Genomic DNA, 14,226 nt, shown 5'->3' with positions numbered 1-14,226 from the left:
TGCATGTTTATCAAAAATATTACAATGGCTTGTGCAGCCGCGGCGATGATCACGGTGCCAGCGACTCGCGTGTCGGCTGATGGTGGTGACTTCGCTGCCGGGATCGTTGCAGGGGTTGTCGGCTCGGCGATCGTGCGCAACGCAGGAAAGCAAAAGCGGGTTGTCCGCAAGAAAACCTACACCAAAAAGAGAACCGCATCCGTTCCATCATACGTTCGTCAAGAGCGCCGCGAAATCCAGACATCGCTGAACTATTTCGGCTTTCCTGCCGGGACGCCGGACGGTGTGCTGGGCCGGAACTCCCGCGCGGCCATCGCCAACTATCAGGCGCATATGGGCTACCCCGCGACGGGGCAGCTGACCGATTATGAAAAAAACTTCCTGCTGCAAAGCTACAACCGCGCGCTTGCGGGTGGGGTGGCGACGACGCAGCTGATCGCGGCAAGCCCGACCGGCCCGCGCGGCCTTTTGACCCGTTACCGTAATGAGGCGGCTGGCGTTGCCACTGCCACTGCCGGTGTCGCTTTGGCCGCGCCCGCTACGACAGTTGTTGTGGCTCCGCAGCCGCAAGCCCTGCAACCGCAGATGTTGGGTGGAACAACCACGACGACAACCACGGTCACAGCCGTTGCTGGCGCCGAAGGAACTCCGCAGACAGGATCACTGCCCAGCTTTATGGGGACAACGACCGCTGTGTCGCTGGCGTCGCATTGCAATCAGGTGTCGCTTCTGACCTCGACCAATGGCGGCTTCTTGACCACCGCGACAATGGTGGACGCCAATCTGGCCCTGAACGAGCAATTCTGCCTCGCACGGACCTATGCCATCGCCGAGGGCGAGCAACTGGCGGCCAAAATCCAAGGCTTCACGCCAGACCAGATCGCGCAGCAATGCGAGGGGTTTGGTCCAGCGCTGAAAGAGCACGTGGCGGCTTTGTCGTTGAAACCGCACACGGCTGTCTTGCAAGACGTGTCGGGATTTGTGCTCGGCTCCGGCATGTCACCGGTGCAGTTGTCCGGCACCGCCAAAATCTGTTTGTCGGTCGGATACCGCACGGACAACATGGATGTGGCTTTGGGGTCGGCGTTGCTGCTGTCTGTGTTGGGCGAGCAAGCCTATAGCGAGCTGATGGGCCACCATCTGGCACAAGGCTTCGGCGTTTCCAAGCGCGCCGATCTGGCGCTGCCATGGTACGACATGGGACTGACCGCAATCGAGAACGGGGCGACCCCTGTCTTCGCGCCGGGCCAGCCGGAGCGCAACGCGCTGCTGCGCAAAGCGTCCTTCACATTGGGTGGCAACAACGCGCAGGCCCTGCCTCAGGTGCAGCCCGCGTCGGCCTTGCCGATCTTCAAAGTCGAGCCATAAGCGACGCTTACCAGTGTAAAATTGAGGCCGGAGATGTGATGCATCTCCGGCCTTTTTCAATGGATGCGTTTTTGCGCTTCACAAGGGCGGGGGGGCAGGCTAGAACGCCGCCCACATCCCCTGTGATTTTGCGGTCGTGGCGGAATTGGTAGACGCGCAGCGTTGAGGTCGCTGTTCTGTAACAAGAGTGAGGGTTCGAGTCCCTCCGACCGCACCATTCTCCGAACATCCGGTTAGACTGTTCACACGGGTAACGCTGTGTTCTTAATCCGAAAACAGCGTCTCCCCCTCAGAACTGCCAGAAATATCCCGCGCTTGCGCCGATGGTCGTTGTGCCCTCGGACGTGCGCGACACGTTCGCGCCTAGGTTCAATGCGCCTGTGTCACTGATGATGGTCACACCGCCGCTGATGCGCGGGGTGGTGAAGCTGTCGACATTGCCGAAGCCGTCATCGTTACGGACATAGTCGATCTCGAAACCGGCATTGGGCAGATAGGTCAGGTTGCCTTTGTCGATGGCGTTGTAATGGACGCCCGTGCCGACTGTGGCGACGAAACTTTTGATCTCGGTCGCGCCATAGGCCACGACGGGGACGACGCTGCTAAAGGCAGGGAGTTTTTCGCGAACAGAGGCCACGCTGATGAACGGCGACAGTTCCGCGCGCTGAAGCGGGATGCTGCCGGTCAGTGTCAGGTTGCCGAAGGTCTTTTCACCGGTGAACTTGCCGCCATCAATGTCGTAGTCGGGTTTGCCGAAGCCGATGAAGCCGTCAAGGCTAAGCGAGTCGGACAGGCGGGCGGAGAAATAGGGCCCGACGGAGAAGCCTTTGGCCTTAATCTTTTGGGTGCCCGGCACGGTCACGGTGGAGCGGTTATAGCCCCCGATCAGGCCCACGACGAAGGAATCGCCCAGCAGGGTGTCGGCCCCGAAAATCACGTTGGCGGAGTTGCCGGAATAGGTGCCGCTCAGGCGTTTGGCATCAACAGAGGCCCATGCGGAGGAAATCCCGCCCCAAGTCGGTGCCGTGCCACCAGTCAGGCTGGTGTCATCTTGGCGCACGGATGGCTGTGCCGTGCCGCTGCGCCGGTTGGCTATCGCATTACGGAAACTGGCGAGGTCGGAGCCCAGAAGCTGTCCGGACGCCTCGGCGCGCGGGTCCATTGAATAGCCGTAGACTTGGGCATCGGCGGCTTGTGGCGCGATCATCGGTGCCAAAAGAACCGGAAGCAACATGCACGAGCGGCGAAAGAATGCGGAAATAGTCATGGAAATTACCTTGGCTGGAACAATGTCTAATCTTACCCCAGACCGCTTGGTTTACCTATAGTCAACCCTCAAGCGGGCGATGTGGGCTGCTTAATTGGCAACAGATCGCTCATTTGACGGCCAAGTCACTCACCCGCGCAAACCGCCTCCTTTGGAAACACAGCGTTTCTTTGAACTGGTGATTTGCCACGGAATTGACACGTTTGGCGCATCGGCGGCCAGTATTGAGACAAAGTTAATCCCTAGGACGGTGACGAGACGTATTTTTCTAGAGGTTTTTATGCCGCGCCATCTGGTTCAGATTTCACAAGAGACCAAGCTTTCAGTCTCTCGGGCGCGCGCAAGCAAACCGTGCTTCGCCCTCGGCACACATATCCTGACCCCTATGGGCGATCGGCTGATTCAAGACATTCAGGTGGGTGACTTGGTCGAGACGCTGGATCACGGGGCGCAGCCCGTGCGCGCAATGGGTGTCCGCCGTTTCGAGGCGCTGGGTGACGCGGCCCCGATCCGCTTCAAGGCGGGAACGCTCAACAACGAACACGACCTGTGTGTCACCGCCGGTCACCGGATCCGGTTTGCCGGATGGCAGCCGGATTTGCTGTTTGGCGAGTGGGAGGTGCTGGTCGCGGCGCGGGACTTCGTCAACAACGTGGATGTGATCCGCGATATTGGCGGCATGGTGCGCTATGCGTATCTGGACTTTGACGCGCATCACATCATCTTCGCCGAGCGGGTTCCGGTTGAAAGTTCCCAGATGGGTGCGCGCGGGGCAGCGGAGCATCCCACCAAGGATAAACTGGCCTTCCCGCCCTTGGCGGACCACGAGGCACAGGTACTGTTGCGGTCCTACACTAAGGCAAAAGAGCCAGCCACACCCACAGCGTAAGCACCGACAGTGCGGTGGAGATCAGAACTGCCGACGCCGCAACCCGTTTGCCGACGCCATACATGTTGGCGAACACGTACGCGTTGACGCCCGGTGCCATGGCTGATGTCAGCACAACAGACCGGAACGCGCTGGTTCCGACACCTGTAGCCCCCGCGACGAGCCATGTCAGGCTTGGTTGCACCACCAGCATCAGCGCGCAGACCATGATTACCGGACCGGTGTCGCCTTCCAGCTTGTAGCGGGCCAAGACGCCGCCCAGCCCGAAGATTGCCGCAGGCAGCGCCGCGCGGATCATCAGGTCGATGGCGTCGGTCAACACACCGGGCAGCGGCAGGGAGGTGATGTTGACCACAAAGCCCAACGCGATCCCGATGATCAGCGCGTTATGGGTGATCGCGCGCCAGACGGCTTTGGCCGTGTGCCACAGCCCGCCACCCTTGTTACGCACGACCTCCATCGCGGTGATGCCGATGCCGTAGCAGATCGGCGCGTTGACCGCGATGATGGCATAGTTCGGTGACAGGGCACCCTCGCCATAGGCGCGCTCGGTGATGGGCAGGCCCAGCAACACGGCGTTGGAAAACAGGCAGCAGAAGCCGATGGCAATGCTGTCTTCCCAAGGCCGCCCGAAGATCAGGCGTGCGCCGAGCGTACCAAGGGTAAAACCGGCGATGGCGGGCAGGTAGTAGGACGCCAGCAGGCGCGGCTCGAAATATGCACCCAGCTCCAACTCCGCGATGCCGCGAAACAACAGGCAGGGGATGGCGAAGCTTTGAGTAAACTTCATCAGCGCATCCGCGCCCTCGTTCGAGAAGAGATCGCGTTTGACCGCTATGTAGCCCGCGCCGATGACCAGAAACACCGGCAGGATGACTTCCAGCAACGCCCCCATCTAGAGGTTGTATTCGATCGTCATGCCGTCATAAGCAGGGGTGACGTTGTCGGCTGTTTCGGCGTCCACGGTCGCATAGTCGAGGTCGATATGCATGTTGGTGATGACCGCACGCTTGGGGGCCAGCTTTTCGATCCACTTAAGAGTGTTTTCCAGATGCGAGTGGCTGGGATGCGGTGCGCGACGCAGGGCGTCGATGATGAAACAGTCGAGGCCCTGAAGTGCTGCCCATGTCTCGTCGTAGAACTCTGCCACGTCCGGCAAATAGGCCAGCCCTCCGATGCGAAAGCCCAATGCGTCAATCGTGCCGTGGTTCGCCCTGAACGGGGCTAGCGGGATTGTGCCGCCCGGGCCTTTCACCTCGATCAGTCCTTTGATCGACTTCAAGGTCAGGATCGGCGGGTAGGGGGAGCCTTCGGGCTGAACGAACGCATAGCCAAACCGCGAGATCAGGCTGTTGGTCGTGTCGCCGTCCGCCCAGACCTTCAGGCGTTCTTTCATGTTGAACACAATCATACGCAGGTCGTCGATGCCATGCACATGGTCGGCGTGGGAATGGGTGTAGACCACCCCGTCCAAACGCCCGACATTGGCGTCCAGAAGCTGCGAACGCAGGTCAGGGGAGGTGTCGATCAGCACCGACGTGGTGCCTTCGGGACCGATTTGCTCGATCAGCAGGGAACAACGGCGGCGGCGGTTCTTGGGATTGGTTGGGTCGCAATCGCCCCAATGTCCGCCAAGGCGCGGCACCCCGCCAGACGAGCCGCAGCCCAATATGGTGAACCTGCGCTTCATTTGGCTTTCCAGAATAGACGCTCGAAATTGGCCTGCGTCTGCGCGGCAAAGTCGGGGTAGTCGAGATCAAACACCTCCGCGCCGACGCGTGCCGTATGGGCAGTATAGCCCGGCTCGTTGCGCTTGCCGCGATAGGGCGGCGGCGCGAGGTAGGGCGCGTCGGTCTCCACCAAGATGCGCTCCACGGGGGCGCTCGCGAAGATGTCGCGTAGCTCTTGGGATTTGGGGAAGGCGGAGATGCCGGACATGGACAGGTAGAAGCCCAAATTCAGCGCCGCTTGCGCCAGCTCTTTCGAGGACGAGAAACAGTGCATGACGCAGGTGAATGCGCCCTTGGCGTGCTCGTCCGACAGGATGCGTGCCATGTCGTCATCGGCAGCGCGAGCGTGGATGATCAGCGGCAGCTTGGTTTGCCGCGCGGCCTCGATATGGACCCGCAGGCTTTGCTGCTGAATGTCTTTGCTCTCGGCGGTGTAGTGGTAGTCCAGCCCGGTCTCGCCGATGCCGACGAATTTGGGATGCTCGGCCAGCTTCACCAATTCCTCCACCGTGGCCAGCGGCTCGTCGGCGGCACTCATCGGGTGGGTACCGGCGGCGTAGTAGACGGACGGGTGGGCTTCCGCGATGGCGCGAACCTGAGGTTCCAGCCGCAGGCGCGTGCAGATCGTCACCATGCGCGTCACGCCCGCGTCATGGGCGCGGGTGATGATATCCGGCAACTCGCCTTCGAAATCTGGGAAGTCGAGATGGCAGTGGCTGTCGGTGATCTGGGGGATGCTCATTCTCGGCCTCGTCAGGCCGCAGTTTTCGCGGCCACTTCGTTCATTGCCAGAACCATATCAATGACCAGCGCGGAAGGGTCAAGGTTCACCGCACGCCCGTGTTGCGCGCGGGCGGAGATATCGGCCGACACGGAGGCCCATGCGCGCGCTGCGTTCGCATCGGGCGACAGGCGGGCGAGCATCTCCAACTCACCGCGCGCAGCCTCGCTCTGGGGCTGGCCCAAACCCGCGCGCGCAAGGCGGGCCAGCAACACGTCGGCAAGGCGCAACATCAGCTCGTAGCGGGCTTCTTGACCGCGGGCGGCGGCCTTTTCGCCAAGGGCGATCATCTGCGTGCGGTCGAGCTTGGGGAACGTGGCGGCGAGTGCTACGAGGTCGGCGTAAACCTCCAACCCGCCAAGGTTCAACATCCGAAGCGCTTCACCTACCGAACCACTGGACAGTTCGGCCAGCGCCGAACCATGCGTGCCGATATCGGCCCCTGTGGCAGTCAGGGCGGCGGACATATGATCGGCGTCAAGCGTCACACAGCGCAACTCGCGGCAGCGCGACCGGATGGTCGGCAACAGGCGGGAGGGCTGGTGGCTGATGAGGAACAACAACGCGTCGGCGGGCGGCTCCTCCAACACCTTCAACAGGGCGTTGGCGGCAGAGACGTTCATGTCGTCGGCGGCATCCACGATGACGATGCGGCGACCGCCCTCGGTGGCGGAGAGGGAGAAAAACCCTTTCAGCTTGCGCACCTCGTCGACGGTGATCTGCTGTTTGAACTTCTTCTTGTCCTCATCATAGGGACGTTTGAGAACGAACAACCCCGCCTCGCTGCCTGCGTTCATACGGGCGATAACGGGGTGGTTGGGGTCAATGTCCAGAGTTGTGGGCGCGGGTGGGGCACCGAACATGTCATTTGCATCCACCGGTGGATTTGCCAGCAGGAACTTCGCCAGCTTCCACGCCAGTGTGGCCTTGCCGACGCCGCGCGGGCCGGTGATCATCCATGCGTGGTGCAGGCGGTCGCCGTTGAACGCCTCAAGGAAGTTCTCCTCGGCCACATGCTGACCCACCAGTGTCGCCGTTTCGCGCGGGTGGGGCGCGCCGTCGATCTGGTCCGATTGCGGGAGGGCGTCGTCACTCATGCGCGTGCGGCCAGATACGTGTCGACCAACGCAGCGACATCCGCCCCCACGTCATGCGCGCCACGGGTGCCGTCGATCAGGCGTGTGCGATCAGGGAAGTCTTCGAGCAGGCCAAGAAAGCCCGCCCGCAGCTTGTGCTGGAACTCTGCCCCGAACTCCTCGAACCGGTCCTCGCCAGAGCCACGGGCCAGACCACGCTCAAGTGCGGCGTCAGGGTCCATGTCGATGATTAGCGTCAGGTCCGGCTCGCGCCCGATCATACGGGTGTGCAGCGCGTCGACGGTCTCGCGCAGGTCGCCACGGGTGGCCCCCTGATAGACGCGGGTGCTGTCGGCGAAGCGGTCGCAGATGATGATCTTTCCGGCTTCTAGGGCAGGGAGGATGGTGCGCTCCAGATGGTCGCGGCGGGCGGCGGTGAACAGCAGGATTTCGGTTTCGGCGGACCAGCGCCCCGGCTCGCCCTCGACCAGCAAGCGGCGGATGTCTTCTGCCCCCGGCGAGCCGCCGGGTTCGCGTGTTAGCACGACATCAAAGCCCGCAGCTTCCAGATGGCCTGCCAAAAGGCGCGACTGTGTGGATTTGCCCGAGCCGTCAATGCCTTCGAAGGTCAGAAATATCCCGCTCAAAACAAGGTCGCTGCTTGTCCGGTCAGCTGGCGGAACAGCACTGTGGCCGCCGTCCGTACACGCACCATGAAGCCGCCGGAATTGATCGTCTCTGTGGCGACCAGATCATGGGTCGCGTCCCCGATGCCGGGCACGTTCACGATCAGCTCAGCCACTTTGTCACCGGCCTTGATCGGGGCTTCGAGCGGGCCTTGATATGTGATCTTAGCGGTCACGCCGTCTTTTTTCAGCACAGGCACCAAGACTTTGATGTCTTCCGTCGCAGCAAGGCCGACTTTCGCGGCGGTGCCCATCCAGACCTCGGCCTCGGCCATGATCACGCCTTGCTCTGCCAGTTGTTGCTCGGCGAACTGGCGGAAGGCCCAGTTGGCGATGCGTTCGCTTTCAGAGGCGCGGTCTTGCTGAGTGCCGAGCCCCGACATCACGAACACGATGCGCCGTGTGCCTTGCTTAGCAGATCCGACAAGCCCGTAACCTGCTTCCGAGGTGTGGCCGGTTTTCAAGCCATCGGCCCCGATATTCAGTTTTAACAAAGGGTTACGGTTGAAGCGGTTGTCAGGCGCGCGGTTGTCAAAGGCGAATTCGGTTTCTGCGAAGTAGCCGTAATATTGCGGGAAAACGGTGATCAGGCGTTTGGCCAGAAGGGCCAAGTCGCGCATCGACATACGTTGACCGGCTGCAGGCCAGCCGTTCGAGTTGGCGAATGTGGAATTGGTCATGCCCAGATCCTTGGCACGCTCGTTCATCATTTGCGCGAAACCACGCTCGGTTCCATCGGGGGAGATGGCCTCGGCCAAAACAGCAGACGAGTCGTTGCCGGACAATACAATTACGCCACGGATCAGGTCCTCCACCGAAACGCGGTCGCGGGTGTTCAGGAACATGGTCGAGCCGCCATAGGCCTGCGCGGCTTCGGACACGGGTAGGCGTTGGTCCAGAGACAAGCGGCCGTCTTCGAGCGCTTCAAACGTCATGTTCAACGTCATCAGTTTCGACATGGAGGCCGGTGGAAGCGCCATGTCGGCGTTTTTCTCCATCAGCGTCAGGTCTGTTCCAAGGTCCAGAACAATCGCAGATTTAGCAGATGTTTCAAATGCCTGCGCTGCAAAGCTCATGCAGATTGCAGACGAGAGTGCGGCGATAAGCGTGGCAGCGCGGATGCCCATGGTGGCTCCTTTGTTGATCTTTGCTAGTTGGTCACGAAATAGGCGTCGTTGAAGCCCAGTTCTTTGACCTTTTTGAGGAGGGTGGCGCGCTCGGAGGACGAGCCTGACGGCCCGACGACCACACGCCAGAATTTCTTACCCTGACTTGATCCCTGTTTCACGGATGGCAAAATGCCGATGCCGCGCAGCGATGTCGCAGTGTTGTCGGCATTGGCCTTCACGGAGAAGATGCCAATCTGGATGAATGGTTTCGACAAGCTGGACGATTTGCGCGCCGGGGCGGCTGCAACCTGAGTAGGTTTCGCGGCTGGGGCCGCCGCCGGGGCCATCGTGACAGGTTTGGCGGTTTTGTCTAAAGCCGCCTTGGCCTTGTCGATCGGGTCCAAAGGTTGCGCCTCGATGCTGTCGGGCGCGGGCAGGCTTTCGGAGCCGGCGGGGTCGGACACGGCGGGTTGTGCGACCGGCACGGCCTCTGTGCGCAGGGCGACGACGCTCATCTTTGTCGGTTGTCCGGCGATCATGTCCAGTGTCTGCGCCGCATCTGACGACAACTGCAGCTTGGGACCGGGATTATCGCGTTCGCGGCGGAAAAGGGCGCCGATAACCGTTTTGTTGTTTGAAAGATTACGGATCACCACGCGTTCGGGGTCTTTCACGCCGGGATAAGCGACCCAAACGCCGCCCAGCGACGGACGACCGTCCCAGAGTCCGTCTTCATTGGCTTGGAAAACATCCGGTGCTTCGACTTCGCGTTCCACGGTTCCGGCAGCTTCGCCGCCTGCGGTTTCGACCGCTGCGACCTCTTTTCCGGTGTCATTTTTCTTTAGGAAGTCAAAGCCTTGACCCTCTTCGCAGGCCGCCAACGCGGCGGTGGCCCCCAGTAAAATCGCGATCCGCCATGCCCGTGTCATAGTCTGTTGATGACCCATGTTGTTGCCCTCTGCCCGCTGCACCCTTTTGGGCGCGCTTTTTCGCTACTTTTCGCAGCATTGTCCAAGATCACCCGTAACTGGGATATCCCTTTGGGCGCACCCTAGTAAATAAACTTGTTTTTGCAAAGCGGTCCATTGCGTGGTCGGCAAAAATTGGCGTGAACAGGCGGGCAGGGAAGGGCTTCCAGAATCGAACATGCGCGGTTAAGTCGTGTGCGTCGGAGGAGTGGCAGAGTGGTCGAATGCACCGGTCTTGAAAACCGACGAGGGTGAAAGTCCTCCGTGGGTTCGAATCCCACCTCCTCCGCCACCATACATTTTGTGTCGCTTTGATTGGGTCGCCTTGGGCGGCCCTTTTGCTTTGTTTTGTTGGTCTTTGAGCGTCTTTCAGATTTCCTCAACTTCTTTCGATAGCGTTCGTGTGCTTTCCTTTAGCGGTACAGGATATGGTTTAAATGGATGGCGGCGCTGGATTGTTCGTGTGGTTATTAAAGGTCAGAAGAACTATATGGGCGCGCCCATGCGGACCGGCTTAGGCTTGGGCGGGGCTGACATTGTCACAATCAACCAAGCTCTCGATATTTGATTTTGCGGCGGTGTGCGACGAGTTGAAAAGGCGTGCAGCGGTAAAGGCGACAGACAGTATGTCGGCGTCGTCGATCAAGCCTACCGTCTTGCATCTCGGCACATTGAGAGGAGACTCGTTGGTATCGCTTCAGATCATGCACTTTGACATAGAACAGCCGACGGAATCTCTGCTGTGCTCCATTACGTGATAGCAAAATATCGGTGAAATCACTATGATTTACGCTCTACTTTTCAAAGGCTGATCAGAAATAACCCGCCAAAGGGCGCTGTTGCATTATTTGGTCGTCGCGGTGACTTGATTAAAACCAGTCATCGGATGTGGCTCCATTGGTTATCAACAGCACGAAGCTCGCCGACGGTGCACGCTTGCGCATCTTGAACGAGTGCGCTTCCGGAAACCTGTTACTTCGACATCAATGGAAATCATGTGGCCGATGGATAGCTGTTCGCCACCATTACAACGGATAAGCTGATTGACTAGACCGGTTTCTCCGCCATCCAAGAAATTCGGCGTGGGACCTATGGCAACCCGTTGCGGTGGTCGGGTTCGCGGAATTTGCCCAGAGGGTCGGTGCCGGGACGGGTGGGAATGTAGCGTAGGGTATAGGCTGGCCCGACCATGGTTTTGACATTGAGATTTAACGGGTTAGCCCCTTGGATGTAGGCGTTGCGATACCCGCGTTTGAACAGCAACTTTGCCATGCTCGCTGTACTGGCCTATGCCAGCTTCTCAAGCGTTTCAGGCGTCAGGTCGATGATCTCCGCAGGTCGGGGGGGTCGGCAAGGGGTGTCTTTTAGCTGTTGGTCGGGCGGGGCAGGCTGGCGGGATCAACGGGCACAAGCGCCCCGCGTTGCTGCACGACGGCCCTTGAGAGGGCGCAGGCGTAAGCAACGCCGTCTGAAATGGTGTCACCGGCGGCATGGCGGGCAAAGACACCTGCATTGAAGCTGTCGCCCGCAGCCGTCGTATCGACGAGCGTCGCCACGGGCGCTACAGCCACTTCACTGCGCGCACTCCCATTAACGTAGAGCACCGGATCGGCTCCGTTCTTGACGATGATAGTACGCGCGCCCGCCTCAAGATACCGCTCCGCTGTGGCAGTCGGGCTGGCATCGTCGAACCAGACGGCTTCGTCCTCGAACGACGGCAAAACCAGATCGCTGACGGCAGCGCCCTCCATGATGGCGCGTTTCATGTCACCCGGTGACACCCAGAGTTTTGGCCGCAAGTTAGGATCGAAAGCGATTGTTTTGCCGGCGGCCCGGGCCTTGCGCAGCGCGTTCAGGAGCGCGGCGCGGCGTTCGGAGTTAAGGATCGCTAAAGTGATCCCTGAGAAGTAGATGAGATCGCCATGAGCCATCGCACTGTCCAACGCGGTCGGATCATCCGCCAGCCCGCGCGCGGCCGATTGGCCCCGCCAGTACGAGAAACTGCGCTCGCCTTCATCCAGCGAGATCAGGTAAAGCCCAACCGTTTTGTCGGGCGAAACCTGCACGAAACGATCGACGATCCCGCTGTCGCGCATGAAGTCGGTCATCTTATTTGAGATGGCATCGTTCCCTACGACGGTCAGGTAGGAGACCTCGACCTGAGGAGCGCAGCGAGCCAGGTACCAGGCCGTGTTGAAGGTATCGCCGGCAAACCCCAGTCGAAAGTCACCTTCCGTTTTGGTCGGGGCCAGTTCGGCCATACATTCGCCAATGGCAAGAACGCGCATGGTTCCGACTTTCTATGAGAACAGCATGCCGCCGTTGATGTCGATGTTCGTTCCGGTCAGGAACGCGCTATCATCACATGCAAGGAACAACACGAGATTCGCCGCGTCGTCTACGTGGCCTTGACGTTTCAGCGGAGCATTGGCCTCAAACCCTTTGCGGCCTGAATCGGGTGTGTGGATGTTGTGGAAATCCGTGTCGATCATTCCGGGGCAGAGCGCATTGACGCGGATATCGGGGCCAAGTTCCTTGGCCAGTCCACGGGTCATCGTCATCACCGCCCCCTTGGAGGTCGCGTAGGCAACGGCACCCGGGCCACCGCCGTCGCGACCCGCTTGGGATGCGAGGTTCACTATGGCACCGTTTTTCATGTGGGCAAGGCAGGCTTTGGTCATCATGAAAGTGCTGGTCACGTTCAAGGTCATGACCGCCTCCCAATGGGACAGTTCCATCTCCGCGATAGTCTTGCGGGCAATGAGGCCGCCCGCGTTATTCACAAGCACATCCACGCCACCGAAGGTTTCGACGGTTGCGCCGACCAGCTTATCCACACCGCTTTGTGTGTTCAGGTCTGCCTGCACTGCGAGGGCCTTGCCGCCCGCGGCCTCGATATCCGCCACGACAGCATCGGCGCCTTTGGAGCTCTCGAAATAGCTGATCGCCACATTCGCGCCCTCGGCGGCGAGCTTCTTGGCCACCGCTGCGCCGATATCGCGCCCGCCGCCGGTGATAATTGCTGTTTTCCCTGCAAGTTTCATGATCGTCCTTCCTGTTGTTGGTGCCGCGCGGAGAGGGTCTTGCGCCTAGGCTTCAAGCTTCATGAAATAGTCGAAGATTTCCGGAACGTTGCCGTTCCCCATGCCCGCGTCCACGGCTGCCTGTAGGTGGTGCGAGGTGCCCTCGGCAATCTCGGCACGGGTGCCCATGTCTTCGGCCATTTTCAGGAAGTACCCCAAGTCCTTGTTCGCGTTGTTGATGGAAAAGCCCAAATCGCTGACACCGTCCACGGCGTAGTTCTTGCAAAACCCCATGAACGGTGAGTTGGACGGACCCGTCGACATGATGTCGTAGAGTTGCTCGCGATCGACACCGGCCCTGTCGGCTACGGCGAAAGCCTGGCTCATGGTGCAGACGGTGGTCATACCCATGAAATTATTGATCAGTTTGGTTACGTGACCAGCCCCGAGTGCGCCAAGATAGAAGATATTCTCGCCCTGATCCTCAAGCACAGGCTTGACCTTCTCGAAGGTCTCTTTGTCACCGGCCGCCATGATATTCAGCAACCCGTCCTTTGCGTGCGCCGGGGTCCGGCCCAATGGCGCATCGACCATGCCCGCACCCTTCTTGGCAAGGTCCGCGCCGATCTTGCGGGTCGAGGCCGGTATCGACGTCCCGAAGTCGATCAGCACCGCGCCTTCCTTGATGCCCGCGAGGACACCGTTATCGCCGTAGACAATCTTCTCGACAACCTCGGATGTCGTGAGGCAGAGCATGACGATATCACTCTTTTCGGCGAGCTCTTTCGGCGAGGCTGCCTCTTGCGCTTTGCCACGGGCAAGCACAGTCGCAACGGCATCTTTGTTAAGGTCCATCACGACCAGTTCGTAGCCGCGATTCTGTAGGTTCTCCACCATATTTCCGCCCATGAGGCCGAGGCCGATGAAGCCGATAACGGGTTTGATCATGATGTGTACTCCGTTGGAATTACTATTTTAATTGTTGGATCAGAGGAAATCTTCACGATGCGGTGTGAAGACATCCAACAGCGTGCCAGCCTCAAGGCAGGTTGCGCCGTGTTCGATGTTGGGTTGCTTGTAGAGCGAGTCACCGGCGGTCACGATGTAGGTTTCGTCACCGACAGTGAATTCGAACTTGCCGGACATGACATAGGTGATCTGTTCGTGCGGGTGGTGGTGCATCGGGGCTGTCGTACCCGCCTCGAAATGCACTTCGACGACCATCAGATTGTCATTGTGGGCACCGACTTTCCGGCCCAGCCCGTCGGCGACGGTCTCAAGCTTGGCCTCGGCTCCGGGGAAATAGTTCTTTACCGTCATATCGGTCTC

The 14,226-nt window shown here is 60.0% G+C and carries 15 protein-coding genes and 2 tRNA genes; 4 read left to right on the top strand and 13 right to left on the bottom strand.

Translation table 11 applies throughout. The features are described from left to right. The first annotated feature begins 3 nt into the window (after positions 1–3). Together BUB72_RS01455 and BUB72_RS01450 are read left to right on the top strand one after the other, a co-directional pair. Entirely contained in the window at positions 4–1,368 is a 1,365-nt protein-coding gene (locus tag BUB72_RS01455) for a peptidoglycan-binding domain-containing protein (protein ID WP_073139402.1), read from the top strand. 130 nt (positions 1,369–1,498) lie between these two features. Beyond that, positions 1,499–1,585 (top strand) — tRNA-Leu (locus BUB72_RS01450). Between the two features lie 72 nt (positions 1,586–1,657). Here the strand turns inward: BUB72_RS01450 and BUB72_RS01445 are convergent. Beyond that, a complete protein-coding gene (locus BUB72_RS01445; protein WP_083588516.1) occupies positions 1,658–2,635 on the bottom strand; it encodes an autotransporter outer membrane beta-barrel domain-containing protein in 978 nt (325 codons plus the stop codon). Between the two features lie 250 nt (positions 2,636–2,885). Between BUB72_RS01445 and BUB72_RS01440 the strand changes: the two genes are divergently transcribed. Continuing rightward, the gene (locus BUB72_RS01440) at positions 2,886–3,524 is read left to right on the top strand and encodes a Hint domain-containing protein (protein WP_175549104.1); all 639 of its coding nucleotides are present in this window, start codon (positions 2,886–2,888) and stop codon (positions 3,522–3,524) included. Here BUB72_RS01440 and BUB72_RS01435 read toward each other — a convergent pair. The 7 genes from BUB72_RS01435 to BUB72_RS01405 are packed head-to-tail and all read right to left on the bottom strand — an operon-like array spanning position 3,490 to position 9,853. Beyond that, entirely contained in the window at positions 3,490–4,419 is a 930-nt protein-coding gene (locus BUB72_RS01435) for an AEC family transporter (protein ID WP_073139389.1), read from the bottom strand. The genes BUB72_RS01440 and BUB72_RS01435 overlap by 35 nt on opposite strands. After that, on the bottom strand, positions 4,420–5,214 hold the full coding sequence (locus BUB72_RS01430; RefSeq protein ID WP_073139386.1) for an MBL fold metallo-hydrolase: 795 nt from the start codon (positions 5,212–5,214) through the stop codon (positions 4,420–4,422). Continuing rightward, positions 5,211–5,996, bottom strand: coding sequence for a TatD family hydrolase (locus BUB72_RS01425; protein WP_073139383.1), 786 nt, complete (start codon positions 5,994–5,996; stop codon positions 5,211–5,213). The genes BUB72_RS01430 and BUB72_RS01425 overlap by 4 nt, the downstream gene beginning before the upstream one ends. An 11-nt stretch (positions 5,997–6,007) precedes the next feature. Next, positions 6,008–7,132: a DNA polymerase III subunit delta' gene (locus BUB72_RS01420; RefSeq protein WP_073139379.1), complete on the bottom strand. Its 1,125-nt coding sequence runs from the start codon at positions 7,130–7,132 to the stop codon at positions 6,008–6,010. Next, complete coding sequence (gene tmk / locus BUB72_RS01415; RefSeq protein ID WP_073139375.1) at positions 7,129–7,758, bottom strand: dTMP kinase; 630 nt, start codon at positions 7,756–7,758, stop codon at positions 7,129–7,131. The genes BUB72_RS01420 and tmk overlap by 4 nt, the downstream gene beginning before the upstream one ends. Continuing rightward, complete coding sequence (locus tag BUB72_RS01410) at positions 7,755–8,924, bottom strand: D-alanyl-D-alanine carboxypeptidase family protein (protein ID WP_073139372.1); 1,170 nt, start codon at positions 8,922–8,924, stop codon at positions 7,755–7,757. The genes tmk and BUB72_RS01410 overlap by 4 nt, the downstream gene beginning before the upstream one ends. 23 nt (positions 8,925–8,947) lie before the next feature. Then, positions 8,948–9,853: an SPOR domain-containing protein gene (locus tag BUB72_RS01405; RefSeq protein WP_073139367.1), complete on the bottom strand. Its 906-nt coding sequence runs from the start codon at positions 9,851–9,853 to the stop codon at positions 8,948–8,950. A 223-nt stretch (positions 9,854–10,076) separates the two neighbouring features. Here BUB72_RS01405 and BUB72_RS01400 point away from each other — a divergent pair. Next, positions 10,077–10,166: transfer RNA gene (locus BUB72_RS01400), tRNA-Ser, on the top strand. 797 nt (positions 10,167–10,963) lie between these two features. On the opposite strand, the gene BUB72_RS01395 is transcribed toward BUB72_RS01400, so the two are convergent. From BUB72_RS01395 to BUB72_RS01375, 5 genes are all read right to left on the bottom strand, one after another. Beyond that, complete coding sequence (locus BUB72_RS01395; RefSeq protein WP_073139363.1) at positions 10,964–11,146, bottom strand: RraA family protein; 183 nt, start codon at positions 11,144–11,146, stop codon at positions 10,964–10,966. A gap of 92 nt (positions 11,147–11,238) precedes the next feature. Further along, positions 11,239–12,162: a sugar kinase gene (locus BUB72_RS01390; protein WP_073139360.1), complete on the bottom strand. Its 924-nt coding sequence runs from the start codon at positions 12,160–12,162 to the stop codon at positions 11,239–11,241. Positions 12,163–12,174: 12 nt separating this feature from the next. Further along, entirely contained in the window at positions 12,175–12,918 is a 744-nt protein-coding gene (locus BUB72_RS01385) for an SDR family NAD(P)-dependent oxidoreductase (protein ID WP_073139357.1), read from the bottom strand. Between the two features lie 45 nt (positions 12,919–12,963). Then, positions 12,964–13,845, bottom strand: coding sequence for an NAD(P)-dependent oxidoreductase (locus tag BUB72_RS01380; RefSeq protein WP_073139354.1), 882 nt, complete (start codon positions 13,843–13,845; stop codon positions 12,964–12,966). Between the two features lie 39 nt (positions 13,846–13,884). Continuing rightward, positions 13,885–14,217 carry a cupin domain-containing protein gene (locus BUB72_RS01375; RefSeq protein WP_073139351.1) on the bottom strand — a complete coding sequence of 111 codons (333 nt, stop codon included), beginning with the start codon at positions 14,215–14,217 and terminating at the stop codon, positions 13,885–13,887. Positions 14,218–14,226: the final 9 nt, after the last annotated feature.

The organism is Litoreibacter ascidiaceicola (assembly GCF_900129235.1).
Classification (GTDB): domain Bacteria; phylum Pseudomonadota; class Alphaproteobacteria; order Rhodobacterales; family Rhodobacteraceae; genus Litoreibacter; species Litoreibacter ascidiaceicola.
The sequence above is the reverse complement of the archived record's forward strand: the minus strand, read 5'-3'. Positions and strand labels throughout refer to the sequence as shown.

Excerpts from the sequence above, each read along its gene's own strand:
- BUB72_RS01455 (WP_073139402.1), top strand. The coding sequence starts at position 4 with ATGTTTATCAAAAATATTACAATGGCTTGTGCAGCCGCGGCGATGATC.
- BUB72_RS01445 (WP_083588516.1), bottom strand. The coding sequence starts at position 2,635 with ATGACTATTTCCGCATTCTTTCGCCGCTCGTGCATGTTGCTTCCGGTT.
- BUB72_RS01435 (WP_073139389.1), bottom strand. The coding sequence starts at position 4,419 with ATGGGGGCGTTGCTGGAAGTCATCCTGCCGGTGTTTCTGGTCATCGGC.
- BUB72_RS01430 (WP_073139386.1), bottom strand. The coding sequence starts at position 5,214 with ATGAAGCGCAGGTTCACCATATTGGGCTGCGGCTCGTCTGGCGGGGTG.
- BUB72_RS01425 (WP_073139383.1), bottom strand. The coding sequence starts at position 5,996 with ATGAGCATCCCCCAGATCACCGACAGCCACTGCCATCTCGACTTCCCA.
- BUB72_RS01420 (WP_073139379.1), bottom strand. The coding sequence starts at position 7,132 with ATGAGTGACGACGCCCTCCCGCAATCGGACCAGATCGACGGCGCGCCC.
- BUB72_RS01410 (WP_073139372.1), bottom strand. The coding sequence starts at position 8,924 with ATGGGCATCCGCGCTGCCACGCTTATCGCCGCACTCTCGTCTGCAATC.
- BUB72_RS01405 (WP_073139367.1), bottom strand. The coding sequence starts at position 9,853 with ATGGGTCATCAACAGACTATGACACGGGCATGGCGGATCGCGATTTTA.
- BUB72_RS01395 (WP_073139363.1), bottom strand. The coding sequence starts at position 11,146 with ATGGCAAAGTTGCTGTTCAAACGCGGGTATCGCAACGCCTACATCCAA.
- BUB72_RS01390 (WP_073139360.1), bottom strand. The coding sequence starts at position 12,162 with ATGCGCGTTCTTGCCATTGGCGAATGTATGGCCGAACTGGCCCCGACC.
- BUB72_RS01385 (WP_073139357.1), bottom strand. The coding sequence starts at position 12,918 with ATGAAACTTGCAGGGAAAACAGCAATTATCACCGGCGGCGGGCGCGAT.
- BUB72_RS01380 (WP_073139354.1), bottom strand. The coding sequence starts at position 13,845 with ATGATCAAACCCGTTATCGGCTTCATCGGCCTCGGCCTCATGGGCGGA.
- BUB72_RS01375 (WP_073139351.1), bottom strand. The coding sequence starts at position 14,217 with ATGACGGTAAAGAACTATTTCCCCGGAGCCGAGGCCAAGCTTGAGACC.